General features: G+C 45.2%; 19 protein-coding genes, 1 tRNA gene and 1 pseudogene. 11 read left to right on the top strand and 10 right to left on the bottom strand.

Annotated elements, in window-relative coordinates; translation table 11 throughout:
- Positions 1–53: 53 nt before the first annotated feature.
- The 5 genes from QUB33_RS24395 to QUB33_RS24375 form a co-directional block, all read right to left on the bottom strand.
- The gene (locus tag QUB33_RS24395) at positions 54–3,725 is read right to left on the bottom strand and encodes an nSTAND1 domain-containing NTPase (RefSeq protein WP_333355496.1); all 3,672 of its coding nucleotides are present in this window, start codon (positions 3,723–3,725) and stop codon (positions 54–56) included.
- 240 nt (positions 3,726–3,965) lie between these two features.
- A complete protein-coding gene (locus QUB33_RS24390) occupies positions 3,966–4,346 on the bottom strand; it encodes a CU044_2847 family protein (RefSeq protein WP_333355493.1) in 381 nt (126 codons plus the stop codon).
- A gap of 216 nt (positions 4,347–4,562) precedes the next feature.
- A complete protein-coding gene (locus QUB33_RS24385; RefSeq protein WP_333355490.1) occupies positions 4,563–4,718 on the bottom strand; it encodes a hypothetical protein in 156 nt (51 codons plus the stop codon).
- 10 nt (positions 4,719–4,728) lie between these two features.
- Positions 4,729–4,917, bottom strand: coding sequence for a PIN domain-containing protein (locus tag QUB33_RS24380; RefSeq protein WP_333355499.1), 189 nt, complete (start codon positions 4,915–4,917; stop codon positions 4,729–4,731).
- Between the two features lie 86 nt (positions 4,918–5,003).
- A complete protein-coding gene (locus QUB33_RS24375; RefSeq protein WP_333355487.1) occupies positions 5,004–6,215 on the bottom strand; it encodes a glycosyltransferase family 2 protein in 1,212 nt (403 codons plus the stop codon).
- Positions 6,216–6,338: 123 nt separating this feature from the next.
- Between QUB33_RS24375 and QUB33_RS24370 the strand changes: the two genes are divergently transcribed.
- The 3 genes from QUB33_RS24370 to glcD all read left to right on the top strand — a co-directional run bounded on the left by QUB33_RS24370 (position 6,339) and on the right by glcD (position 9,253).
- On the top strand, positions 6,339–6,731 hold the full coding sequence (locus QUB33_RS24370; protein ID WP_333178195.1) for a transporter: 393 nt from the start codon (positions 6,339–6,341) through the stop codon (positions 6,729–6,731).
- Positions 6,732–6,823: 92 nt separating this feature from the next.
- Entirely contained in the window at positions 6,824–7,708 is an 885-nt protein-coding gene (locus tag QUB33_RS24365; RefSeq protein WP_333355484.1) for a DUF6671 family protein, read from the top strand.
- 69 nt (positions 7,709–7,777) lie between these two features.
- Complete coding sequence (gene glcD / locus QUB33_RS24360; RefSeq protein ID WP_333355481.1) at positions 7,778–9,253, top strand: glycolate oxidase subunit GlcD; 1,476 nt, start codon at positions 7,778–7,780, stop codon at positions 9,251–9,253.
- A 204-nt stretch (positions 9,254–9,457) separates the two neighbouring features.
- Here glcD and QUB33_RS24355 read toward each other — a convergent pair whose 3' ends face one another.
- Entirely contained in the window at positions 9,458–11,353 is a 1,896-nt protein-coding gene (locus QUB33_RS24355; RefSeq protein ID WP_333355478.1) for a PAS domain S-box protein, read from the bottom strand.
- A 474-nt stretch (positions 11,354–11,827) separates the two neighbouring features.
- Here QUB33_RS24355 and purH point away from each other — a divergent pair, with 474 nt between their 5' ends.
- Together purH and QUB33_RS24345 are read left to right on the top strand one after the other, a co-directional pair.
- Positions 11,828–13,372 (top strand): bifunctional phosphoribosylaminoimidazolecarboxamide formyltransferase/IMP cyclohydrolase, encoded by a 1,545-nt coding sequence (purH, locus tag QUB33_RS24350; protein ID WP_333355475.1) that lies wholly within the window; start codon positions 11,828–11,830, stop codon positions 13,370–13,372.
- Positions 13,373–13,672: 300 nt separating this feature from the next.
- A complete protein-coding gene (locus QUB33_RS24345; protein ID WP_333355471.1) occupies positions 13,673–14,617 on the top strand; it encodes a 2OG-Fe(II) oxygenase in 945 nt (314 codons plus the stop codon).
- A gap of 177 nt (positions 14,618–14,794) precedes the next feature.
- Here QUB33_RS24345 and QUB33_RS24340 read toward each other — a convergent pair whose 3' ends face one another.
- A complete protein-coding gene (locus QUB33_RS24340; RefSeq protein WP_333355468.1) occupies positions 14,795–16,276 on the bottom strand; it encodes an ankyrin repeat domain-containing protein in 1,482 nt (493 codons plus the stop codon).
- Positions 16,277–16,372: 96 nt separating this feature from the next.
- On the opposite strand from QUB33_RS24340, the gene QUB33_RS24335 reads away from it, so the two are divergent.
- Positions 16,373–16,843: a DUF4079 domain-containing protein gene (locus tag QUB33_RS24335; protein WP_333355464.1), complete on the top strand. Its 471-nt coding sequence runs from the start codon at positions 16,373–16,375 to the stop codon at positions 16,841–16,843.
- Positions 16,844–17,022: 179 nt separating this feature from the next.
- On the opposite strand, the gene QUB33_RS24330 is transcribed toward QUB33_RS24335, so the two are convergent.
- On the bottom strand, positions 17,023–19,008 hold the full coding sequence (locus tag QUB33_RS24330; protein WP_333355460.1) for an RNA-binding domain-containing protein: 1,986 nt from the start codon (positions 19,006–19,008) through the stop codon (positions 17,023–17,025).
- A gap of 119 nt (positions 19,009–19,127) precedes the next feature.
- Here QUB33_RS24330 and QUB33_RS24325 point away from each other — a divergent pair, with 119 nt between their 5' ends.
- Positions 19,128–19,274, top strand: coding sequence for a hypothetical protein (locus tag QUB33_RS24325; RefSeq protein ID WP_333355456.1), 147 nt, complete (start codon positions 19,128–19,130; stop codon positions 19,272–19,274).
- Here the strand turns inward: QUB33_RS24325 and QUB33_RS24320 are convergent.
- A tRNA-Cys gene (locus tag QUB33_RS24320) sits at positions 19,256–19,326 on the bottom strand. The genes QUB33_RS24325 and QUB33_RS24320 overlap by 19 nt on opposite strands.
- Positions 19,327–19,527: 201 nt before the next feature.
- Here QUB33_RS24320 and cpdA point away from each other — a divergent pair.
- The 3 genes from cpdA (at position 19,528) to QUB33_RS24305 (ending at position 22,921) form a co-directional block, all read left to right on the top strand.
- Positions 19,528–20,307 (top strand): 3',5'-cyclic-AMP phosphodiesterase, encoded by a 780-nt coding sequence (gene cpdA / locus QUB33_RS24315; RefSeq protein ID WP_333355453.1) that lies wholly within the window; start codon positions 19,528–19,530, stop codon positions 20,305–20,307.
- Between the two features lie 190 nt (positions 20,308–20,497).
- A complete protein-coding gene (locus QUB33_RS24310) occupies positions 20,498–21,976 on the top strand; it encodes an alpha-amylase (protein ID WP_333355449.1) in 1,479 nt (492 codons plus the stop codon).
- A 168-nt stretch (positions 21,977–22,144) separates the two neighbouring features.
- The gene (locus tag QUB33_RS24305) at positions 22,145–22,921 is read left to right on the top strand and encodes an SDR family NAD(P)-dependent oxidoreductase (RefSeq protein ID WP_333355446.1); all 777 of its coding nucleotides are present in this window, start codon (positions 22,145–22,147) and stop codon (positions 22,919–22,921) included.
- Positions 22,922–23,065: 144 nt separating this feature from the next.
- Here the strand turns inward: QUB33_RS24305 and cofG are convergent, their stop codons facing one another.
- Positions 23,066–24,019, bottom strand: a complete 954-nt coding sequence (cofG, locus tag QUB33_RS24300) for a 7,8-didemethyl-8-hydroxy-5-deazariboflavin synthase subunit CofG (RefSeq protein WP_333355443.1) — start codon at positions 24,017–24,019, stop codon at positions 23,066–23,068.
- Between the two features lie 362 nt (positions 24,020–24,381).
- On the opposite strand from cofG, the pseudogene QUB33_RS24295 reads away from it, so the two are divergent.
- A pseudogene (locus QUB33_RS24295) lies at positions 24,382–24,521 on the top strand (photosystem II q(b) protein); the annotation flags it as partial.

The raw sequence follows: 24,521 nt of genomic DNA, 5'->3' as shown, positions 1-24,521 counted from the left end.
GTGTTTGTAAGGCAATGATCTATATATATATTGCCTTACAGATTTTTTTGAGTTCACTTTTTCAGTGCCATTGGGCTAAACCTGATAGCCTTGACCTTGCTGCCATGAGTGAAAGAGTATTGCGGGTTGTCTTGCGGGTTGCGATTGAGTGACCACAGCCTTACTATTGTATCGTCTCCACCTGCCGCAAGGAAATTGCCATCATTGCTAAAATTGACACTCTCGATAGTTTTCCCACCAGCATCCAATTCTTTCTGTTTATTCCCATTAAGATCCCACAGCCTAACTATGCCATCTTCGCCCGCTGTAGCCAAAACCAGGATTTTTTCATCTTGCTTAGGGTTAAAACGGACACTCTTGACCTTCTTGGGATGAGGAAATTTTTGCAAAATCTTTCCATCGCGCGTCCTATTCAGGATGACTTGCTTATCATCTCCAGCTGTAGCGAGGTATTTGCCATCAGGGCTAAAACGAACACTGTTAATACTACCTTTATGCTCTTTTAATTGTTGTCTAAACTGCTTTTGCGGGACTGTCCAAATCCTTACTGTGCCATCATTTGCACCAGCCGAAACAATTGTCTTCCCATCCTCGCTAAAACGGATACTCTCTATCCTGCCTTGATGACCTTTGAATTCTGCCAAAAGTTTGGCATCATTTTTGCTGTTGAGGCTCCATAGCCTTACCGTGCCTTCAGTGCCATCAGTACCAGCTGTAGCCAGGAGTTTGTCGTCTGTTGGGCTAAAACGGACGGCTTTAACGCTGCCAATATGAGCTGTAATTTTCTTCAACTGCTGTCCCTGGAGATTCCATAGTCTGACGGTTCCGTCATCTCCAGCTGTAGCTATTGTCCTACCATTGGGGCTAAAGAAGACACTGTTGACACTGCCCTGATGACCCTTAAATTCTGCCACTGATGTCTTATTTATCTGATTGCCATTTAGTTGCCAAAGTCTTGCCACGCCATCCTTTCCAGCCGTAGCAATTAGCTTGTCATCTGGGCTGAAATTGATGCTCTCGACACTATCCTTGTGAGCCTGAATTTTTGATAATTCTTTTCCCTGGAGATTCCACAGTCTTAGCGTGCCATCTTCTCCAGATGTAGCCATAATTTTGACACTGCCTTTGGGAAATCGGACATTTTGGACACCACACTTTTTTTTATCGAGTGGGTTGCACTGATGACCATCAAAGGTTTCCAGCCGCTCTTTTGGGGAAGAAATATCCCACAGCTTGGCTGTTCCATCGTTGCCACCTGTAACAAATTCATTTTTATTATCTCTAAGAAATCGGACACTTCTGACACCGCCCTTATGAGCCTCAATTCTTAAGAGTTCCTTGCCATTGAAATCAAACAGTCTGACCGTGCCATCTTCTCCCGCCGTAACAATTCGCTTTCTCACCTCATCAAAAATGACACTGTTGACCCCTTTCTGCTTAGTTTCAAACTGATTTTGTAGCTCTATGTTATCAAGAATCGTCTGTAAAGCTAACAGCGGACTAACTGTGGGATATTCTTCGAGAGCGCGCTCTTTGACTAAATCTTTCAGCTCTTTTCCGTTTTCCATAGCTATCACTAAACTATCTATGGGTGTGTTTTCAACCTTTTGCAAAGCGCTCAAAGATGAGCTTTCAAGCTCTTTCGTCTTGCGCTGTTGGTCAGAACGTTGCCATAGCCCCAATACTCCGAAAAACAATCCCAGAAGCAAGACAATCAATGCACTAAGCACGAAAATAGAAACTCGCTGAGACCTAAGCTTCTCGTTTTGTTTCCGGTTTGACTCGTTCAGGCTAGTCTGAATATACTTCTTTTCCTTTTCACTCAATTCATCTGTTCGCTTTTTGTGCCAATCTTCCGCCTCCGCCAGTGGAGCGCCTTGCAACAAATAACCCTCTTGGTTGTTCTTGCTTTCCCATTGTCGCATCACCACCCGCAACCTTTCTTGCCACGCAAGGAAAGCGCGGTTATCATTTATCCAATTGTGCAGTCGTTCCCATTTTTGAAGTAGTGCTTCATGCACCACCTCAACCGTCTCGTTCCCAGTTTGCTCGTTGCGTCCAGTTACTAACAGACGGTCATTAGCCAAGCGCGTCACCAAATTCCAATTTTTTACCTCTTCACGAGTTGCTAACCGACGGGCATCGTCTGTACCTTCCCCTGGACGTACTAACTGTAAAAAGATTTGCTGTGTCTGTTGCTGCTCTTCCCGATTCAATCTGGCATACACATCTTCAGCATGATTTGCCAGCCCCTTTGCTACACGACCAATTTCTTCATATCCGTCATGGGTCAAATTTCCCCGATTCTGCTTTTCCCACAGTTGGGTTAAGGCAAACTCTAGCAAAGGAAGGTTTCCCGGTTCGCGGTTCACATCCGCCAGAATACGATTCGTCAACCCCGGCTCAATTTGGACTCCAAGTAGCTGGGCTGGTTTTTCAATTGCATCTTGCAGTTCTTCGGGTTTCATAGGACCAAGCAATTGCGGCTCGAACTGCTGTAAGGCATCGGCAAAGCGTGGGTAAGAGAGAGCGTATTCCATAAAGTCAGCCCGCAATACAAGAACCAGCCTGAATCTGGGCGTGTGGTTCGTGACGACTGCCAGTAGTAAATCCAGAAAGCGTTTGCGTTCTTTTTCATCTGGATAGAGAGTGTACAGTTCCTCAAACTGATCGGCAATTAGCAACAGATTGCCAGAGTTTTGCTGCAAAATGCGCTGTACCACATCCGCCAAGCTAGTGTTTCCCTGCTGAAGCTCTGTTGCCAGGTGATTCGCTTCAACCAACTGGTCAGTTTGGCTCATCTGGGTTTCCTGCAGCGAAATAAGCGAGATGGCTAAATTAAGGAAAGCATCTTTGCCGGGACGAAATGACCCAATCAACCATGTGCCCTGCTGTCGCAGTTGGGGAACCAGCCCTGCAAAAACTACCGAAGACTTCCCACTACCTGAAGAGCCAATTACCGCTACTAACTGCTGTGTTTGCACAACATCTACTAGCTGTTGTGTGAAATTCTCGCGTCCAAAAAAGAACTGAGCATCCTCCTCTCGAAACGCAGACAAACCTCGATAAGGGCAAGCGGGAATCGCTTGCTCGCGTAAATCAGACCATGCTTTAATCAGCACGTTCGCGGGAATAATAAAGGCAGCTTTGGTTTCTGGTCGTTTTTCATTTGCTACTGCCATTCCTGCTACACCATGTAGCTCCTCATCCCATATCGGCGCACCACTAAAACCACGCTCTAATCTATAACCCTCTTGTTTGACATCCTCAAGCTGCACCCAATCACTGGCTAATCTGGCACGTAACTCGCCAGAAGCCCAAACTCCATCAGGTTTACCCTGTGGAAAACCAAAAACTCGGAAACGATGCCCCCACAATTCGTCTGATGTGACCAACTGGGCAGGTCTTGCAGCATCTGGGGCAGAATTCTCTAACTCCAATCCCGCAATATCTCCTGCAAACTCATCCGGATTAACGGGTCGCCAGAAAATCACCCTGGCTTTGAGGATCTGTTTCGGTGCTACGAGCGGGAAGTCCAAGCTGATTTTTGCATCAGGCATCTCGGCGGTGTCCCGTGCGATGTTCAAAGCATCGGCTACTACATGGGCGCAGGTGAGAATGCTGTTTTGGGATACTAAGAAGCCAGCACCAATAACTATTCTTTTATCGATTGAAACGTTATCTTTTGAATAATAAATTCTGACTAGCGACGATTCAAGCGACATAAAACCTCTTGGGATATTTGGAAACCCCCAACTAGAAATTGGGGGATGAAAAACGACTCAGGACGAAAGTTTCTCCACGCAGGCGCGACTGCTTGAGAGCGCACTGCCTCCGCTTTTAATCCCCTTGAAGTTGGTAAGCAAAACCACCTTGGCTCTCAATAGCGAAGGGAGTAAAGCCGTATGACCTGTCCGAGGTGGATAGAAGCTCGAATACTTGCAAAAACAGGTAAGTATTGGTATTTAAGTCTGGTCGGCTAGAGAGCTTCCGGTTGTTTCGCCTGAAGCTCCGGACTTATTCCGTTGCCACTTCAACGTAATTTCGTAGTTGACCTCACCATTGCCAGAAGCAATAACTGCCCCGAGTTCAGCACTCATTTTGATGCCAAATTTAACCTCCACTTCGTCGGCTGGCTCATTCAAACTACGCACCTTAGTCATAATGGCATTGGCCAGGGGCTTGATTTTGTCGAGAGCCGACTCGAAAGTTTTTTCAGCCTTTTGAATGACTCGATCGCCAATACCGATGCAATTACTGATGAGATCGTCAGTTGGTTCTGCCCGATCGACTTCCACCAAAATCGATTCGCCGCTTTCCAGGCAAAATTCAACAATCTGTTTCACGCTTAACCTCGCTGTCTTGTTTGGACGATGTGGCAAATGATATTTTTTGCTATTAGATGATATTTTCAGCGAGCCACACCAGCCATCCGGAAAGTAGAGAAGGAATTCAGCTAATATTTAACCGCTTATTAGTAAAACGCGATCGCTTAGAGTTTACAACCCGATTGTGCTTTACATTACAAAGGATGCGATCGCTCCCACCCCCAGTAAGTCAATCTAATTGAGAGCGATCGTTATATATTCTGATATACAAAGATAGACCTGAAAACCCAAAATTACATCTCCAATTACTAGCACTCCTTTAAAACCACTTCCCCAAGCGCGATCGCCCTTATCTTCCCAAAGTGCGATCGCCCCTCTCTTCCCCTCCAAAAATAATCCCTCAATTTCTCAAATTATCCAACACTAAAACCGTTAACCCCGGCAAAGATGGCAACCGCGCATCATTTGTCAAGAAAAACGAAGCGCCCTCACAAATAGCTGTAGCCATTTGAATAGAATCGGGCGATCGCAAATTGTAACTTGCTCTCAGTTGGGTCGCTGTTTCAGCAATATCTGGAGTTAATTCAATTTAGGATCGAAGGAAGTGCGATCGCCCTTATCTTCCCCTGCATGGCAGTTTAGTTTTGAGGAATGTTGGCAGGAACTTTAATGTTATCACCTGCGCTTCAAGCTCAGCACGCTGAGAAAAAAGCTCGACAAAACCATCTGCAAACCGACAGTCAGGCAAGTTAGTGAGGGAATAACCAAACGCAGAGTTTTAGAAGGGTCTAGAGAACCAAAAGCCGTTTCGCTCCAGATAGTTAATGACAAGAACGAGCCAACTATTCCGATTAATATCAGCGTGACTCCGACAATCAATCCTGTCTCTAGGGTGACATAGCGAAATATTTTGTTGAGTTTAGGGTCTTCGGGCAGGAATTTCTCGCTGATGGCGAAAATCTTGGTGAAAAAAGCGAAAGTTACTGCTTGAAAACCGATGATAATTGCGATCGCACCATACAGCAGCGTGTGTACATCAAAGCTGATACTCCCAATCTTTTGAGTACCGGGCAACAGCCAAATGCTAACAATTAGACCCCAAATCATCAGCGCAGTACCCGGATACAAAAACAGCCACCGAGGACTGTAAAGCAGCAAAAATCGCAGGTGCCGCCAGCCATCTCGCCAAGTTCGCAAGTGCGGCGGCCTGCTGCGGCCGTCGGGAGAAAGTACGGTTGGAATTTCAGTTATCCGCAGCTTGTATACAGAGGCCTTGACCACCATTTCGCTAGCAAATTCCATCCCCGTTGTTTGCAAGTCGAGTTTCAAAATTGAGTCTCTCCTAAAACCCCTGAGTCCGCAGTGAAAATCGCCGACGGGACTTGCAAAAAATAGCCGCCCAACCCACGTCAGCACCGGATTTCCTAAATATTTGTGCAGCGGCGGCATTGCACCCGGTTTGATGCCCCCTTGAAACCGGTTTCCCATCACTAAGTCGAAACCTTCTCGCAATTTATTGACAAAAGCGCCGAGGTTGGAAAAATTGTAGCTGTCGTCAGCATCGCCCATGATAATATAAACTCCGCGCGCTGCGATGATTCCTCCCATCAGGGCGCTGCCGTAGCCTTTGGCTGCTACGGGCACAACTCTTGCTCCCATTCTGGTAGCGATATCTTGAGAACCGTCAGTGCTGCCGTTGTCTGCTATGATGACCTCGCCTGCAATATCAAGTTCGCGCAGGGACTTCTGTGCCTTCTCGATGCAGATTTCTAAAGTTTCTGCTTCGTTCAGACAAGGCATGAGTATCGATAGTTCTAGAGTGTATTCTCCGCTTGGGTTGGTCTGTTCTGCCATATATTTGTTCCACTCTCGATCGCGATCGACCATACTTGATTTTCCCGTATCTCTGCGTAAAATATTAGTGGTGAATAAAACCTAGCCAAACTTAATTAAAGTTTTTCAGGTTTTTGGTAACGGCAATTTTTGATTGTACTATAGGTTAGTAAATTTATGAATAGAAGCGTTTTTATGTTATTGCTTGCTGCAATATTGTGCGGCGTCGCAGGTCAATTTAGTCTGAAGGCAGGAGCTAAAATATTAGGGCCCATTGGCGCTGCTAATTTAATAGAAAAAATTATAGCAATGGCTACTCAGCCCTTGATAGTAGGTGGTCTTTCTTTGTATGCAATTTCTTCGATCGGGTTTATTGTAGTTTTGTCGCGGGCAAACCTTAGCATAGTCTCGCCCTTACTGTCAATTAGTTACCTGTTTACTGTTTTAGGTGGCAAACTTATATTTCACGAGCCTTTGCCGCCGCTGCGGTTGGTAGGCGTGGGGCTAATTATGACAGGAGTAATTTTTGTACTCAGAGGTCAAGCTGGGGGAGTGACTGGAGGCAACTAGCGATCGCTTTTAAGATTGACGCTTGAGTGCTGAATTGATAACTTAGGTCAAAGGGTGTATTTGAGCCTTCTGTTATGAAATGATGCTGCTGTATGTCTAATATTTCTGAGCCTGTGAATCCCAATCAATTATTGAGCGATCGCACCGCAGTTCTTGCTACCATGCACCAAAAAGAACAGGTGATGGCTCCCGTTTTGGAACGAGAATTAGGCGTAAATATCCTAGTACCTGCGGAGCTTGACACTGACACTTTTGGCACCTTCACCCGAGAAGTTAAACGCTTAGGAACACAAATAGAAGCGGCTCGCCATAAAGCACATAAAGCCCTAGAAATTGCGGGCGAAACTCTTGCCTTTGCTAGCGAAGGTACTTTCGGCCCTCACCCAATGATGCCGTATCTGCCAGCTAACAGAGAAATAGTAATTTTATTAGATCGAGCCAACAATCTAGAACTAATCGGTGACTCTTTCTCCGTTGAAACTAACTACAGTCACCAGTTAGTTTCCAGTATAGAAGAAGCAGATGATTTTGCTAAAAAAGCGGGATTTCCCGAACACGCACTGGTGGTTATAGTTGACGACGCTGCACTCGGTAACGGCGAAATTGTCAAGGGCATTAGGACAGAAAAAAAACTTTTTGACGCTGTGACAGCAGGCTTAAAAAAATCGTCAACCGGCCGAGTTCATATCGAAACTGATATGCGGGCCATGTACAATCCAACTCGCATGAAAAACATCGAAAATGCAACTCTGGATTTAGTTAAAAAATTTAAGCAATTCTGCCCGGAGTGCGGTTGGCCGGGATTCGATATTGCTGAGACGAAAATCGGATTGCCCTGCGAACTTTGCTATTTTCCGACTCAGCTAGTGCGATCGGCAATCTATAAATGCAAAAACTGCGGTTATACTAAAGAAAAACTCTTTCCAGACGGTCGAGAGACTGCCGATCCTTCCCTGTGTCAATATTGCAACCCTTAGAAAAATAATTGGCTAAACTTAGTAAAATTTGCAACAATATTATTGATAGTTCTCTAATAAAAATTACTAATGATAGCCGTAGAAACAGAACGCAACTGGAAACCCGTTATTAAAGAATTCGAGGCTGTAGTTGGCAAAAATGGGGTGGTGCAGCGCCGCGAAGAATTGATTGTCTACGAGTGCGACGGACTCGCCAGCTACCGCCAGCGGCCCGCCCTGGTGGTATTGCCTCGAACTACCGAGGAAGTGGCGCAAGTGGTCAAAATATGCGATCGCAACTCAATTCCCTGGGTGGCAAGAGGCGCAGGAACCGGCCTTTCCGGCGGCGCTTTGCCTGTAGAAAACTGCGTGCTGATTGTCACTGCCCTGATGCGAAAAATCCTCAAAGTAGACTTAGAAAATCAGCAAGTAGTCGTGCAACCGGGAGTAATTAATAACTGGGTAACGCAAGCAGTTAGCGGCGCCGGTTTCTACTACGCGCCAGATCCTTCCAGTCAAATTGTTTGTTCGATTGGCGGCAACGTTGCCGAAAATTCTGGCGGGGTTCACTGCCTCAAATACGGAGTCACAACGAATCACGTTTTAGGATTAAAATTGGTCCTTCCCGACGGTTCTATTGTCGATGTCGGTGGCGAAATTTCCGAAATGCCAGGTTACGATTTAACTGGTGTATTTGTCGGTTCCGAAGGCACTTTAGGCATCGCCACCGAAGTTACTCTGCGAATTCTCAAAGCGCCGGAATCGATTTGCGTGCTCCTAGCGGATTTTTCCAATATAGAAGCAGCGGGCGAATCGGTTTCCGATATTATCAGCGCTGGCATTATTCCCGGCGGCATGGAAATTATGGACAACATTAGCATCAATGCTGTGGAAGATGTGGTGGCAACTGGATGTTATCCCCGCGATGCGGCGGCAATTCTACTCGTAGAAATCGACGGTTTAGAAGTGGAAGTGGCCACAAACAAACAGCGGATTGCTGATATTTGCAAGCATAACGGAGCCCGAAATATCACCACAGCAAGCGACCCGGAAACACGCCTAAAAATTTGGAAAGGCCGGAAAGCTGCTTTTGCGGCGGCGGGTCATCTCAGCCCAGATTATTACGTGCAAGACGGCGTAATTCCACGAACGCAAATGGCTTATGTTTTGAAAGAAATTGAAGGTTTGAGCGAGAAATACGGTTATCGGATTGCTAATGTATTTCACGCGGGAGACGGGAATTTGCACCCGCTGATTCTGTACGATAACTCGGTAAAAGGTGCGCTGGAAAAGGTGGAAGAATTGGGCGGGGAAATTCTCAGGCTTTGCGTAAAAGTTGGGGGAAGTCTTTCGGGGGAACACGGCATCGGTGCTGACAAGAAGTGTTTTATGCCGGATATGTTTTCGGAGGTAGATTTGGAGACGATGCAGTGGGTGCGTCAGGTGTTTAATCCGAAAGGTTTGGCGAATCCTGGGAAGATGTTTCCGACGCCGAAGACTTGCGGGGAAGCGGCGAGGGCTAAGGTTGAAACTTTTAAGAAGTTGGATGGTGTGGAGGTTTTTTAATTCCCTATTTATGTGGGTAATGTTAACAAAAAAGCACCCTGAAATTGTCTCTACAATGGGGAGGCGGAGCCTCTAAATATGCGTTCCCCGACTCGGGCTGGGAACGATAAAAAACGAGAAAAATCGTTTTTTAGGAGTGCGAACGTCCCGCTCGCTTGTTTGCCTGTATATCAAGTTGGTAAAGCGCGGATTGCCCATTCTGCGCTAAGGTGCGATCGGAATTTTGATAGTAAATTCCGTACCCTTGCCCAATTCCGAATTACAATATAATTCGCCTTTGTGCCTTTCTACAATAATTTGATAGCTAATTGACAATCCCATTCCGGTGCCTTTACCAATGGGCTTGGTAGTAAAAAATGTATCGAATATCTGCTGTTTGACTTGCTCAGTTATTCCCGGGCCGTTGTCGGCAATTTTAATTTCTACAAAATTATTGCCGATTACTTCCGTACCAATCCTAATCTGGCTGGGATTTTCTAGTATTTCTTGACAATTTTTCCTACTGTTCGCCTCTTCTAAAGCATCGATCGCATTGCTGAGGATATTCATGAAAACTTGATTTATCGGCCCGGCAAAACACTCAACAGGCGGCAAGTTCCCGTATTGTTTGACAATTTGAATTGGCGGCTTTTCTCCGCTTCCTTTCAAACGGTGATTTAGAATTAACAGGGTGCTGTCAATACCTTCGTGGAGGTTAACGGCTTTCATCTCTGAATCGTCGTGCCGCGAAAAGTTCCGCAGCGACTGAACAATCTGGCAAATCCGCTCGACACCAATGCTCATTGAAGACAGTATTTTAGGTAAATCTTCTTCTAAGAAATCGAGGTCATTTTCTTCTCTTTCCTGTTGAATTTCCGCGACTGGATTAGGATAGTGCTGTTGGTAAAGTTCGAGGTGGTGAAACAAGTCTTGAGTATAATTTGTGAGATGAGAGAGATTGCCGTAAATGAAGCTGACGGGGTTATTGATTTCGTGAGCTACCCCGGCAAGTAGCAATCCCAAACTAGACATTTTTTCGCTTTGAACTAATTGGGAATTAGTGGCTTTGAGTTGCTTAAGTGTGGCTGCTAATTGAGCGGCTTGTTCTCTGCTTTGTGCTTCGGAATTATGCAAGGCTTCTTCGGCTTGTTTTCGCTCAGTGATGTCTCTCTGTACGCCAATAAAATGAGTTAATTGACCCATTCGATCGCGCACGGGAGATAGGGAGAAACAATTCCAGAAAACGGTTCCGTCTTTGCGGTAATTCTTTAATATTACCTTGCATTCGCTTTGTGTTTGCAAGGCTTGGCGAATTATTTCTACTGCCGCCGGATCGGTATCGCTTCCGTGCAAAAATCGGTCGTTTTTTCCGATAATTTCCTGCCTCCGATAACCGGTCATGTTTTCAAATGCGGGATTGCAATAAATAATTAGATGTTCTGGGTGAGTGGCGTCATAAATCGTAACTCCGGTGCTAGTAGCTGCTATAGCTCGATCGTACAACCAAAGCATTTCTTCTGCGCGCTTGCGATCGGTAATGTCCCGCAGCGTAGCTAAATAAGCCATTTCTCCCTCCCATTCCGTTTCCACCACCCGCATTTCTACTACAGCATTTGCTTTTTGCTTGCGAATAGCTTCAACTTCTGTTTGCACGACGCGAGTTCCTGCTGCTTCTGTTTTTCCAACTTGGGGAATCATATCCGTGTCCATCTCAATGTCGCAAGCTGAAGCTTCTACTACCAAATTGCCAAAAAATGCTTGCCCTAAAAGTTCCTCTGCTTTGCAGTTAAACAGCGCTTCTGCTGACGGGTTGGCAAAACAGACAAGTCCTAGCTTGTTAACGATTGCGATGCCATCGCCATTTTTTTCGATTACATTCCGAAACCGAGATTCGCTAGCTTTCAAATCCTGCTTTAGCTGTTCCATTGCTCGCTCCATCTGCTGAAGTTCGCACAAACTAAGACTATAAGCTTCTGAAATGTTGGCGTGTGTCGAGTTCTCGGCTGATTTATTGGGCATCTGTTGATAGTTTGTTCTATTGCTCATGTTTTTAGCCGTTTTTTTCTGGGTACTGCGAATATTACTGAGCTTATTTTCTTGATTGGCTTCTTGAAAAAACATATTTAAGCCCTACCAAATTATTTTCTAGATTAAAATGTTGCGACCGCCCAACTTTTACGTAAATTTACGGAGATAGCAATTTACACCCGATGCTAGCACATTACTTTTAGAATTCATCCTAAAACATCGTTAAAATTCCAGAGCGATCGCCATAGAATTATCAATTAAGTTTTATTAAGTAATTTCAACAACATGGACACTTACGTAGCGACACTAACTGTGCAAGCTGGATATGCCTTCAATCCCCCTCGCACTCACAAAATAATCAGTTCCACGCAAAAGTCCTAAATATTTAGAAGCCATTGGTCAGTATAAAATATTATATAATTTTGAAAAAAATTATATTTTAAATGAGCGAGCTCATCCTTAAATTTTCAAAAATAATCATAATTAGCCATTACCAAATCATCTCCCTGCAGGCAGATGTGATATAAAATATAACCTATCTATTTTTGCGATCGCAACTTCAAACCAATGGCACGTCTAGCACTTCTGAGCACATCCAATAAAACCGGACTAATCGACTTAGCGCGCAGTCTAGTAGAAGAATTTGAATTTGATATAATTAGCAGCGGCGGCACAGCAACTGCCCTCAAAGAAGCTGGAATTCCAGTCACCAAAGTTGCGGAATATACTGGTTCTCCCGAAATTTTGGGAGGGCGAGTCAAAACACTTCACCCGCGAATCCACGGCGGTATTTTAGCACGCCGCGATGTACCGCAAGACCTCGCAGATTTAAATGAAAATCAAATTCGGGCGATCGATCTAGTGGTCGTCAATTTGTATCCATTTGAAGAAACAATTGCCAAACCAGGAGTTACTCTAGCCGATGCAATTGAGCAGATAGATATCGGCGGGCCGGCGATGCTGAGAGCTTCAGCCAAAAACCACGCTCACTTAACAGTTTTGTGCGACCCAGAACAGTACAAGACTTATTTAGCAGAACTGCGGGAAAATGGCGGCGAAGCCTCCTTACAGTTCCGGCAAAAATGCGCGCTAGAAACATTCAAACATACAGCCAAATACGACAGCGCGATCGCAAGTTATCTCAGCAGCCAATCCGCTGAAGAATCTTCGCTACCTGATCAGTTTAATTTATCAGGAAAAGAGTTGCAAACTCTCCGCTACGGCGAAAATCCCCATCAAGCCGCCACCTGGTATCAAAGCGGAAGTACACCAACAGGCTGGACGACTAGCACCATCCTGCAAGGCAAAGAATTAAGCTACAATAATTTAGTAGATTTAGAAGCAGCAAGGCGACTAATTGTAGAATTCCCTGACACACCCGCCGCGGCTATTCTGAAGCATACAAATCCTTGCGGTACAGCCTTGGGAACAACTATTTCTGAAGCGTATCAAAAAGCCTTCGACACTGATTCAGTCTCAGCTTTCGGCGGAATTGTCGCCCTCAACCGCCCGATTGATGCTGCTACCGCAACGGCATTAACTCAAACATTTTTAGAATGTATCGTCGCGCCGGGCTGCGAACCAGAAGCAGAAGAAATTATCAAGAAAAAGGCGAAAGTTCGAGTATTAATTTTGCCAGATTTGACTCAAGGGCCGCCACAAACTGTTAAAATTATTGCAGGCGGTTTGCTGGTGCAAGACTCAGATAATATAGTAGAAGAAACTAGCAAATGGCGGGTTGTTACTGAGAAACAGCCGACGGCGGGAGAGTTGGAAGAATTGCTGTTTGCTTGGAAAGTAGCGAAACACGTCAAATCAAATGCGATCGTTGTGACGCGCGATCGCACTACAATCGGTGTCGGCGCCGGACAAATGAACCGCGTCGGCTCAGTTAAACTAGCATTAGAACAAGCAGGAGACAAGAGTAAAGGAGCGATTTTGGCCAGTGACGGTTTCTTTCCCTTCGACGATTCAGTCAAAACTGCGGCTGAGGCTGGAATAATTGCGATCGTCCAACCGGGAGGAAGTATGCGCGATCGAGATTCCATTGAAGCCGCCAACCAACTCGGAATCACAATGGTTTTCACCGATATTCGGCACTTTTTGCATTAGGAATAAGACCTAAAGCAATTTTCAATTGTGTGCCATATTGTAGGGATACAATAGTGTTTATTGGTCTTAAATTAAGTCGGAAATTCTTTGTATCTCTGGTTTTACTCTAAGTCTCGATCCCCCTAAATCCCCCTTAAGAAGGGGGACTTTGAGAAAACTCCTGTCCCCCCCTTCTTAATGGGAATTTAGACACTCTTGTCCCCCCCTTTTTTAAGGGGGGTTAGGGGGGATCTAGAAGGCTATGACACCAATCAACACTGTTATGTCGTACCAAATTCCCAGTTGCGTCCTTCAAAAATTATGACTTACACTCAACCGCAAATTAAACCCCAAGACGTAAAAGTTAAAATCCTGCTTACCGGGGGACATCAGTGCACCCTCACGCTCAAATCTGATACACCATTATTGCACAGCCTGATCAAAACATTAGTCGATCGCACCCAACAAACACTCAGTTTTTCGCCCTTATTTCAAATCCCCATAGACGACGGGCGTTCCACCCTTTTTTTTCCCGGCGAACACCTAGTCGGATTAGTCACAGAACCCCCAATTTACTTGCAGCAACTGGAACCGCAGCAGCTTGCAACTCCCGTAGAAATTCCCGCCGAAATTCCCGCCACAGAAATTCCCGCCCCTGCGCCGCAGGTAAATGACGACTTAATATCTCGCTACGCCCAAATTGACAACTTTTTGACACCAGCAGAAAAAAACAAACTCATTAAATATGTCTTAGCAAAAGAATCAGAATTTGTGAGTACCAGCACCTCAACCAATGCCGAAGATTACCGCCGTTCGATGGTACTCCACTCGTTCCCCGAATTTTCCGAACTGATGGTTAATCGCATCAAAGCAATTCTCCCCGACGTGCTGAAAAATTTAAATATTCCCTCATTTCCCCTGGGTGAGATAGAAGCTCAGCTAACCATGCACAATGACAACAACTTTTATAAACTTCACAACGACAGTGGCTCGCCAGATACCGCAAGCCGATTTTTCACTTATGTTTACTATTTCTATCGAGAACCCAAGGGTTTTTCAGGCGGCGAATTGCAGATTTATGACAGCAAAATCGAGAACAATTTTTATGTTGCAGACAAGACATTCAGAACTGTTGAACCTCGCAATAACAGCATAGTATTTTTTCTGAGTCGCTATATGCACGAAGTTTTGCGAGTTAGCTGTCCCTCAAAAGCTTTTGCTGATAGCCGCTTTACTATTAACGGCTGGGTACGCAAAGCAAATTGAGGTTAATTCATTGTCCTGGACGCACTAATCACCTAATTTTGTCATTCTGAGTGAAGCGGAGAATCTCAAACTATTGCCACGCCGTTACAATGCGTAAGTCCCGATATCTGAGATTCTTCACTTCCCAAAGCATACCCTCAGAATGACAGAATTACCTTACTCAAAACTATTTCATTCTTACTCCAGTGCTCCAGCACTTTTGAGCAATTTCACCACGCTGGAATAACGTTTAAACTCAGCCAGCATTAAAGCTGTATAATTTCCCGGATTTTTGTGGTTTAGTTCTGCACCAGCATCAATTAAAACCTGTACAGCACCGACACAACCCCGATGTGCAGCCCACATTACAGCGGTTGCGCCCGAATCATCGAGCGAGTTGACATCTGCACCTTTTTCGACTAATAATTGGACGATCGCCACATAACCCCGATCGCACGCCTTCATTAAAGCAGTTTTCCCCAAATCCGCCGGGACATTCGGATCAGCACCGCCGTCAAGCAAAGCCTTCACCGTCTCGGTATGTCCGTGAAACGCAGCCAGCGTCAAAGCAGTCTCCCCAAAGTTTTTAGCATTCAGATAATCAGCCGGATTTGAGTTTACTTTTTGCAGCAAAGCCGATACGATCGCACTATGGCCGTGAACAGCCGCCACCAGTAAAGGCGTATCGCCCAACCGATTTCTAGCACTGACACTAGCACCTCGGTTTAAGAGCAATTCCACCACATCTTCGCAGCCTTCAACCACGGCAAAATTCAAAGCAGTTTCATCATCTTTATCCTTAGCGTTGATATCGGCGCCAGCATCGAGTAAGATATGGGCGATCGGCGCATTTCCTCCAGCAGCAGCGGCCATCAAAGCCGTGCCCCCATCTCCATTTTTCACATTCGCATCAGCACCCGCACCCAGCAAAGTTTGCACCACATCAGTATTGCCGGAATCCGCAGCCAAAGTTAAAGCAGTTTCGCCGTCTTTGTCGCGAATTTCGACATCAGCACCAGCAGCCAACAGGGCCTCGACAACAGCCAAATTTCCCACCGTCGCAGCCTGCATCAAAGCTGTTTTGCTCTCTAGATTTTTAACATTAGCATCCGCCCCACAATTGAGCAAAATTCGCACAATTTCAGCGCTACCTTGACGGACACCTAAAAACAGCATAGAATTGTCAGCAACAGCGCCCGCATCTGCCAAAGCTTTGACAACAGCTTGATGACCCGATAAAGCAGCTATTTTCAGAGCTGAATCTCCATCTTTATCTTGTACATTTACATCAGCATTAGCATCAAGTAAAAGCCGGACAACATTGATATCACCTTTCAGAGAAGCTGCCATCAAAGCCGTACTTCCATCATCATTTTTAGCATTAACATCAGCACCTGCAGCCAGCAACAGTCGCACAGAGTCAGCCTGTTTGTGAGCCGCCGCCAGCATCAAAGCCGTCAAGCCAAAACGCCGGCTCACATGGTTGACATTAGCGTCATTGTTTAGTAGAATACGCACGATTTCTGTATAGCCCTTTTGGGCAGCAAACATCAAAGCCGTCGTCCCCTCAGAGTCTTTGGCGTTAGCGTTAACACCCTTAGCGAGTAAAGCTTGGACGTGAATAATGTTGCCAGTCTTGGCGGCTTGAATCAATACAGCGTCTTGTTTAGTGGCAGGCATAATACTTTCTCATCCCGTATATTTGTACCGTCGCACGAGACGGACTGACTGGTATGCTAAGTTTTATGAAGTATGTTTGCTAATCCTCAGAACACTATGAATCTTGAAATTCCTCAGTCAGTGAAAGTTTGGAGCCAATTCATCCACCCAATTTTAATGTGGGTACTGCTGGTCATCTCATTTTATGCTTTGTATCTGGGCATTCAAATCCGACGTACCAGAAGTGCGGAAGGCGAAGTCAAAAAAGAGTTACTTAAGGGCAAATTCAACGTCAAGCACCACCAGATGGGTTCTTTGCTGTTAGCCTTGATGGTTACGGTGGCGATCGTCGGGATGGCTGTCACCTACATCAACAACGGCAAGCTATTTGTGGGGCCGCACTTGCTAGCAGGGTTGGGAATGATGGCAATAATTGCGATCGCAGCCTCGCTGACTCCTTTGATGCAAAAAGGCAATGATTGGGCGAGAAACACTCACATTTTTCTGAATGTTGTGCTCTTGGGGCTATTTGGCTGGCAAGCGGTATCAGGCGTAGAAATCCTACAAAGAATTATCAGCAAAATGTGAGGAGTTGGGTAAGATTGCTAATTGCTAATTGCCTTGGGGCGATTAGTGATTAGTAATTTAATTGTCAGATTACCCTGAGCCTCCTTGTTATACAATAGAGTGGCAGTTTAAAACAGCGACGGGATGCGATCGGCATCAGTTGCGTTTACTGTCAGAGTCTCTCAATTGTATTCCAAAGTTTAAGGTTCCGGCGTTGTGGGCGGATAGCTGGTATCAACGATGTTTTCTGGGGTTTGGGAAGATGGCGGAGTATCATAAATCTTGCTGATTACTTGAGACAATAAGGTTCTGTATGCTTGCTGAGGATGAGTTGGTTCGTCAGGATATTTGACTTCTAGTAATTTTTCTGACAACATTGGATTAATAAAATGAGTCCTAATTGTTTCAGAACTGCGATTCAATAGTTCACCTAATCTTTTGGCAGTTAAATATCTTTCCGAGCAAAGTTTCAGAATAGTATTTCTCATCAACTCAGGGCTTACCCGATTTTTTTCTCGCACAGGAGTAGCTATTTCTAGTAAAAATAAGTTTTCATCATTATGCACAGAGTTAGGCTCGTTATGCACGGAGCTTGATTCATTATGCACGGAGCTAGGCTCATTATGCACGGAGCTAGGCTCATTATGCACGGAGCTAGGCTCGTTCTGTTCGGAGCTTGGAAGCAGTGAAAGCAAATCCGATTGACCTTTATTAGGTAGAGCGTACTGGGTTCCACGCCCACGTCCTGATTGCGCCAACCAGCCGTTATTGACCAAGTGCTTTAGGCACTCTCCTATGTCTCTAGGATGTTCCTCTCTGTAACACTGAATGTCACTATTACTAATTTCTCCAAACTGATGCGCTAGTACCAAAATAATCCGATCTAGTTCTGTTAGTTGACAGTAGTTATCTCCCACTATTTCTTTTATTTCTTGCTCAACGTCTTGGGGAATTAAACTAAGCATTGGTAGGGCCACTGATGTCATTTCTAAATCGAATTTTTCTGAGACGAGGGGCCTAAACCATTGCTGTTCTTTCCAGGCTCGTAGAATCTTTCTAAAACCTGATCCGGCTTTTTCACCTAAACCAAGCATTTGAAACATTGTTTGCAGTTTAGGATTGCGCGGATCGCTGATACCCCCATCATAAAGTTGCCCAATAGAAATCCTTAAGCGACCGGGATTATTGAACAAAAAACCATTAGGGAACTTAGTTACTACAACAGGACGAGAAGATAAGTGATCGGCATGAATTAAAGCATTTACCAGAGCCTCGCGGACAGCTTCATGGACATGAGTTTCTCCTCGTCTCACAGCATCTTTATCTAGTTTAAATGGAATATCTAAATCATTAACTAAACGACTATAGACGCGATAATAAAAATTGAAAAGATTAGGCTCCCACTTGCCATCAAGTGTCAGACGATATGTCCAGCGAATTTCTGGATCGTTAGACAGTCGTTCTTGATAGTCTAGTTGATAGCGGGGAAGTGCATCTAAAATACTATTTCCTCTCCCGAACATCAGTAAACCAGCTATAGTTAACCCTTCTTGAGCAGTAGTTCTCTCGCGCCTCCATCCGCCTAACTGAATCAATAAATTGCGATCGTCCAATCCGAGCCAAGGATGATCTGGTTCTCTGGAAATAAACCGTTGGCGAAAAGATTTTAAAGTTTCTGGATCGAGGTCGCCAAGGTCAAATTTATCTAAAATTTGGATATCTTGAGGATCGTTGTTGGCATCGCGCAACATTTGACGAACTTCATCATCAGTGCAAGGATAATCCCCGTCATGGTTACGTTTATAGGTTCCCATCATGGGATTTTTATTAATATAAACTGGGCGTTGGGTTCTCGTTGCTCTGGGAACTTTAATAATAACTAAATTACGCTCTTCTATCTTCAAAGTTTGTACGTCAGAATTGCCGCAAATTGAGAAGCTCAGTTTTTGCAGATTATTATGATTATTCCAAAACTCTTTAAGTAAACCGTTAGGATTGCGGACACCTGAAATCTCGAACCTATTTCGATTTTCCGTGACACCCAGAACAATATAGCCGCCATCTGTGTTTGCAAAGGCTGATACCGTTTTCCAAACTTCATTGGGGAAACCACCGTCAGCCGACTTAAATTCAATGTCTTGGTCTTCTCCAAGGTTTATGCGATAGAGTAATGTTTCTAAATCCATTTAAGTTTTGTCTTCCTTGGAAGAGGAGGGAGGGATGGCACCAAACCGGAATCACAAGCTCACCAGATTTTAAGGAAGCGATCGCCCTTGCCATATCAAACTCTACCAGATCCATTGCCATGAATGAATTCCACCACAGCATAAACCGCCACGGCGAAACCGGATTCGTAAACTCTGGTTCCTTCTCCCTCAATGGACAAAACTCTGTCATCACTGACAAACAGTTTGTTACTTTAGAAATTAAAAAAGGCGGCACCCAGATTTGAACTGGGGGTGGAGGTTTTGCAGACCTCTGCCTTACCACTTGGCTATGCCGCCGTCACGTCTGAAATTTGACGTTTTCTTATAGTACACCAAATCTCGAAAATTTTAACATACCTGTCAAAATTTTCGTGAAGCGCAGCTATCCCCAACGCGCCTGGGTTCCCCAAGGGTAGGGAATCGCCCTTTTTTCCCATATCCCCAAAACCCTTGTGGGAAGGTACTCTAGAACTATAGCAACGACCCGCAACACCAGCCATGTCACCAGTTTCTCCCCTACTCGTCGCCCAAATCACCGACACTCACTTGTTTGCAGAGATCGATCGAGAATGGAAAGGCCTCTCAACAACCCGTACCCTCCAAGCAGTTCTCGATCGCTTGCAACAGATACAGCCGCCGCCCGACTTACTCCTACTCACAGGCGACTTGTCCCAAGACGAAACACCCGAATCCTACCAGCGCCTAGTCTCCCTCATCGCCCCCCTCGGAATTCCCGCCTACTGGATACCTGGGAACCACGACAACATCCCAGTCATGGCAGAAATCTTAAATCAACCGCCCCTTTCCCCAGAAAAATCATGGATGCGAGGAAACTGGCAATTTCTATTACTTTCGAGTGTGGAAGCCGGATGCGACGGCGGGCGGCTTTCCCCAGAAAGCTTGCATTGGCTAGACTCTCAACTGCAACAAACCGGCGATCGACCTGTGATCATTGCCTTGCACCATCATCCTTTGCCGATCGACTCTGAAATAATGGATGGAATGATGCTGCACAATACCGATGAATTTTTGGCAATTGTCGATCGATATCCTCAAATCAAAATAGTCCTCTGCGGCCACATTCACCAAGAATTTCAACAACAGCGGGGTTCAGTTACCTACTTGGGGACACCCAGCACCTGCATCCAACTTTTACCCAAAAGCCATCCGATTATACTTGACGAAATCCCGCCGGGATTTAGATTGCTTGAATTGGCGATCGACGGTACTTGGAACACAAAAATTGAGCGAGTTATCGCACCATCGCGACCAAGTTAATTTTTTGTGTCTGCTTCAAATAATTATTATCAAATTCACGTTTTGTTGTCAATACATCAACAGATAGATTGTTTTGAGCAGCCCCATCTATTATGATATTTATAGATCCTAGATTGCAGGCATAGCTAGAGCGCTCGGCAACCAACAAAAATATATCTAGCAACATTACAAAACAGGAAAAACTAAATTTATGTCTGAACTAAATGGCGTGATGATGCAGTATTTCCACTGGTACAATCCCGCTGACGGGAACCTGTGGAATCAGCTAGCGGAATCTGCAAAAGATTTAGCCAAAATAGGCATTACATCCCTTTGGTTGCCACCCGCCTATAAAGGAACAGACGGCGCTCAGGAGGTAGGTTACAGCGTCTACGACTTATTCGATTTAGGCGAATTCGACCAAAAAGGGTCGGTACGCACGAAATACGGGACAAAAGATGAGTATTTGCGCGCGATTAAAGCTGCACAAGATGCAGGAATTCGGATTTATGCCGATGTTGTCTTCAACCACAAATTAGGTGCCGATGCAGAAGAAGAAGTCGAAGCTACACCCTTCCATCCCGAAGACCGCAATGCCCCAGTAGGCGAATATCAAAAAATCAAAGCTTGGACGCATTTTACCTTCCCCGGCCGCGACAAAAAATATTCCAGCATGGAGTGGCATTGGTGGCATTTTGACGCCATTGATTACAACATTTACAACACAGAAACCCATGCCGTTTACCTGCTAAAAGGCAAAGAATTCGATCGAGGAGTAGACTTAGAAAAAGGTAATTATGACTACCTGATGGGTTGCGATTTAGATATGGACAACCCAGAAGTCACCGGCGAATTAAAATACTGGGGTGAGTGGTATGTCGATACAACAAACGTTGACGGCTTTCGCTTCGATGCCGTCAAACACGTTAAAGCAGAATTTTTCCAAGAGTGGTTGGAACACGTCCGCCACTATGCCCAACGCGACCTATTTGCCGTCGGCGAATATTGGTCTTACGAAGTGGAAGCTTTGCACTACTTCATCGAAGCAACTGGCGGTAAAGTCTCCTTATTTGACGCGCCCCTCCACTACAACTTCCACGCTGCTAGCAAGGCCGGCAATAGCTACGATTTGCGAACAATTTTTGATAACACCCTCGTCCAACAGCAACCCGCCCTCGCCGTTACCTTAGTAGACAACCATGATTCCCAGCCCTTACAATCCCTAGAATCAGTTGTCGAGGCTTGGTTTAAACCTCTTGCCTACGCTTTAATTCTGCTGCGGCGCGAAGGATATCCGTGCATTTTTTACCCGGATTATTACGGCGCTAACTATAAGGATAAAGCAAATGATGGCAATGAATACGAGGTTTGGTTAGACCAACATCAGTTTATGGTAGATAAATTCTTGTTAGCGCGCCAAACTTATTCCTACGGCAATCAGTACGATTACTTCGACCACCCCAACACTATTGGCTGGACGCGACTCGGAGATGAAGAACATCCGGGCGGCATGGCTGTGCTACTGAGTAACGGAGGCGATGGCACCAAGTTTATGGAAGTCGGACAGCCGAATCGGACTTATATTGACATCACCGAACACATCCAAGAACCAATCACCACGAATGACGATGGTTGGGCTGATTTTAGGTGTAACGCCGGTTCAGTCTCTGTCTGGGTTCCGCAGCCGTAAGGACTGGGTTAATAGCAAAAAGTAAAAAGCAAGATATCTTTTTACTTTTTGCTTTCATCTTTTTGATAATTAAAATCTATCTATAGTTAGGACTAAAGCTCTCTCTCTAGTCCTATTTTTAGGCTAGGCGATCGTGTATTATAATGTTATTTTACATAAAAAATAATTATGAAACTTTCACAAAAAGTTGCCGTTATTACCGGTGGTGGGTCGGGAATCGGTCGTGCAGCAGCAATTTTAATGGCTAAGGAAGGCGCAAAAGTTGCTGTTATCAATCGCAGTTTAGAAAGCGGGCAAGAAACCGTCCGCCAGTTGGTCGATGAAGGAGGCTGCGGGCTAGCTATTGCAGCAGATGTGGCCGATTCTATGCAAATGCAACAGGCATTTCAAACCATTTTTAATGAATATCAAAGAATTGATATTGTGTTGGCAAATGCGGGTATTAACGGTGTATGGTCGCCGATAGAGGAGATAGAACCCGAAGAGTGGGACAAGACAATTAATACCAACCTCAGAGGAACATTTTTGACTGTTAAGTATGCTGTTCCTTATCTGAAAAAACAAGGAGGTTCCATCGTCATTACATCGTCGATTAATGGCACCAGAAGTTTCAAGAAAGTTGGCGCCACAGCTTACGCTTCCAGCAAAGCGGCCCAAGTAGCTTTAGCGAAAATGCTGGCGCTAGAACTTGCTCCCAGCCAAATCAGAGTCAATGTTATATGTCCGGGCGCGGTGGAGACTTCCATTGAGGAAAGCACGGTTAAGCGCCATCTCGACCACATTCCAGTCGCGCCTGATTCCATTCAAGACCTAATTCCTTTGACGGATAATACCCCCGGTTCTAGCGAACAAATCGCCCAATTAGTTTTATTTTTAGTATCCGATGCGTCCAGCTTTATCACAGGTACTGAAGTCTGGATTGATGGTGGCGGTTCTTTGATTTAAAATCTCTATAGCAGCAATTTAAATAATGTTGCTACCAATTACCCATTACCCATAATTAATGACTGAATATCAAGCAATTTGGTCACAAGCCCCCGGATTTATCAGTAGGCTCAATTCTTCAATCTAAAATCTAAAATCTAAAATCTAAAATCGATTGACTCTCCATTGTTTGACAGCAGTTTGCAATGTCTGCGGCAGCCACTTATCGTACTGAGGATAAACAGGCAAACGCTTTACGAGTTGCCATCCCGATGCTGCTAAAATTTCTGTTAAAGTTTGGTGTTGCAGGTGAGGATAATCGGGATTAACTTCATCCCGCGGCCCAATTCCTCCTAAATCTCTAGCACCTGCTTCTAAACAAGCCAGCAATATGTCTGGCTGTGCAACTAAATTTGGCGGAATTTGCAGCCTGATTTCAGATGGTAAAATGCTGCGGGCGATCGCAATAACTTCCGGCATTTTTGTAGCATCAAAAACTTCACCGTCCCAACTTTGCTGATTTCCCGGACTGTGTGGCTGGAGGATAACTTCTTGAATGTGATTGTAACGCGAATGAATCCGGGCGATCGCCTCTAATGTCTCAATCCAATCGGCCTCACTTTCCCCAATTCCCAGCAGCAAACCAGTTGTAAACGGAATCTTCAATTTCCCAGCCCATTCTAACTGTTGCAGCCGCAGCGCCGGAACTTTACTCGGTGCGTGTCGGTGAACAGTTTGTAACAAATGTGGGGCAAGCTGTTCTAGCATCAGCCCCATCGATACATTCACCTCTTTTAACTGTGCCATCTCCTCAAAGCTGAGCGGCCCCACATTAGTATGCGGCAAAAATCCCAGAGCAAGTGCCAGTTCGCACAAATCGTAAATCCGCTGCAACCAAGCTTTTCGCCGTTGACTTTGAGGATGTACCTCGCCGCTGAGGATGAGAATTTCAATTACACCTTGAGTTTGCAGCAGCAAAAGCTGTTTTTTGGCTTCTGCTAGTGTCAGCCAAGGACTTTGCAAGGGTTCGGCCCGAAAATTGCAATAGGTGCAGCGGTTAAAACACTCGTAAGTAGGAACCAGAGTATAAGCAGGGCTGTAGGTGACGGTGCGGGACATTCGTTGGGACTTTTATCGATCGGACTTACGCAACCACATATATCTGTGCAGTGCGAGTTTTGCGGTTGGCGATCGCAACCCTTCATCTATCTTAACACTGACGCAAGCCCGGAATTTCGTTGCCCAGGTAGATTATGAGTATTCTTCATTTGTGGGCGATCGTCCACAAATTCCGAATTCTGCTTTTAAACTCCTTATACAGCAAGCCTTATGGCTTTTAACAAGCATAATTTATGACACCTATAAGAAAAACTGTGCTTAAAAGGCCTTTACAAACTGAAATAAAAGCTTTAAGTTTATTTACATGGCGGAACACAAAGCCGTCACGAACATTGAAAACCAAATAAAGCAATCATAAACAAATGACAACAACCTTACAGCAGCGCGAAAGCGCCAATGTCTGGGAACGCTTTTGTGAGTGGGTAACAAGCACAGACAACCGCATTTATGTAGGTTGGTTCGGCGTCTTGATGATTCCTACCTTGCTCAGCGCCACCATCTG

Origin of the sequence: Microcoleus sp. B3-A4 (genome assembly GCF_036705385.1) — a bacterium.
Classification (GTDB): Bacteria; Cyanobacteriota; Cyanobacteriia; order Cyanobacteriales; family Microcoleaceae; genus Microcoleus.
This window is presented reverse-complemented; position numbering and strand designations above follow the sequence as displayed.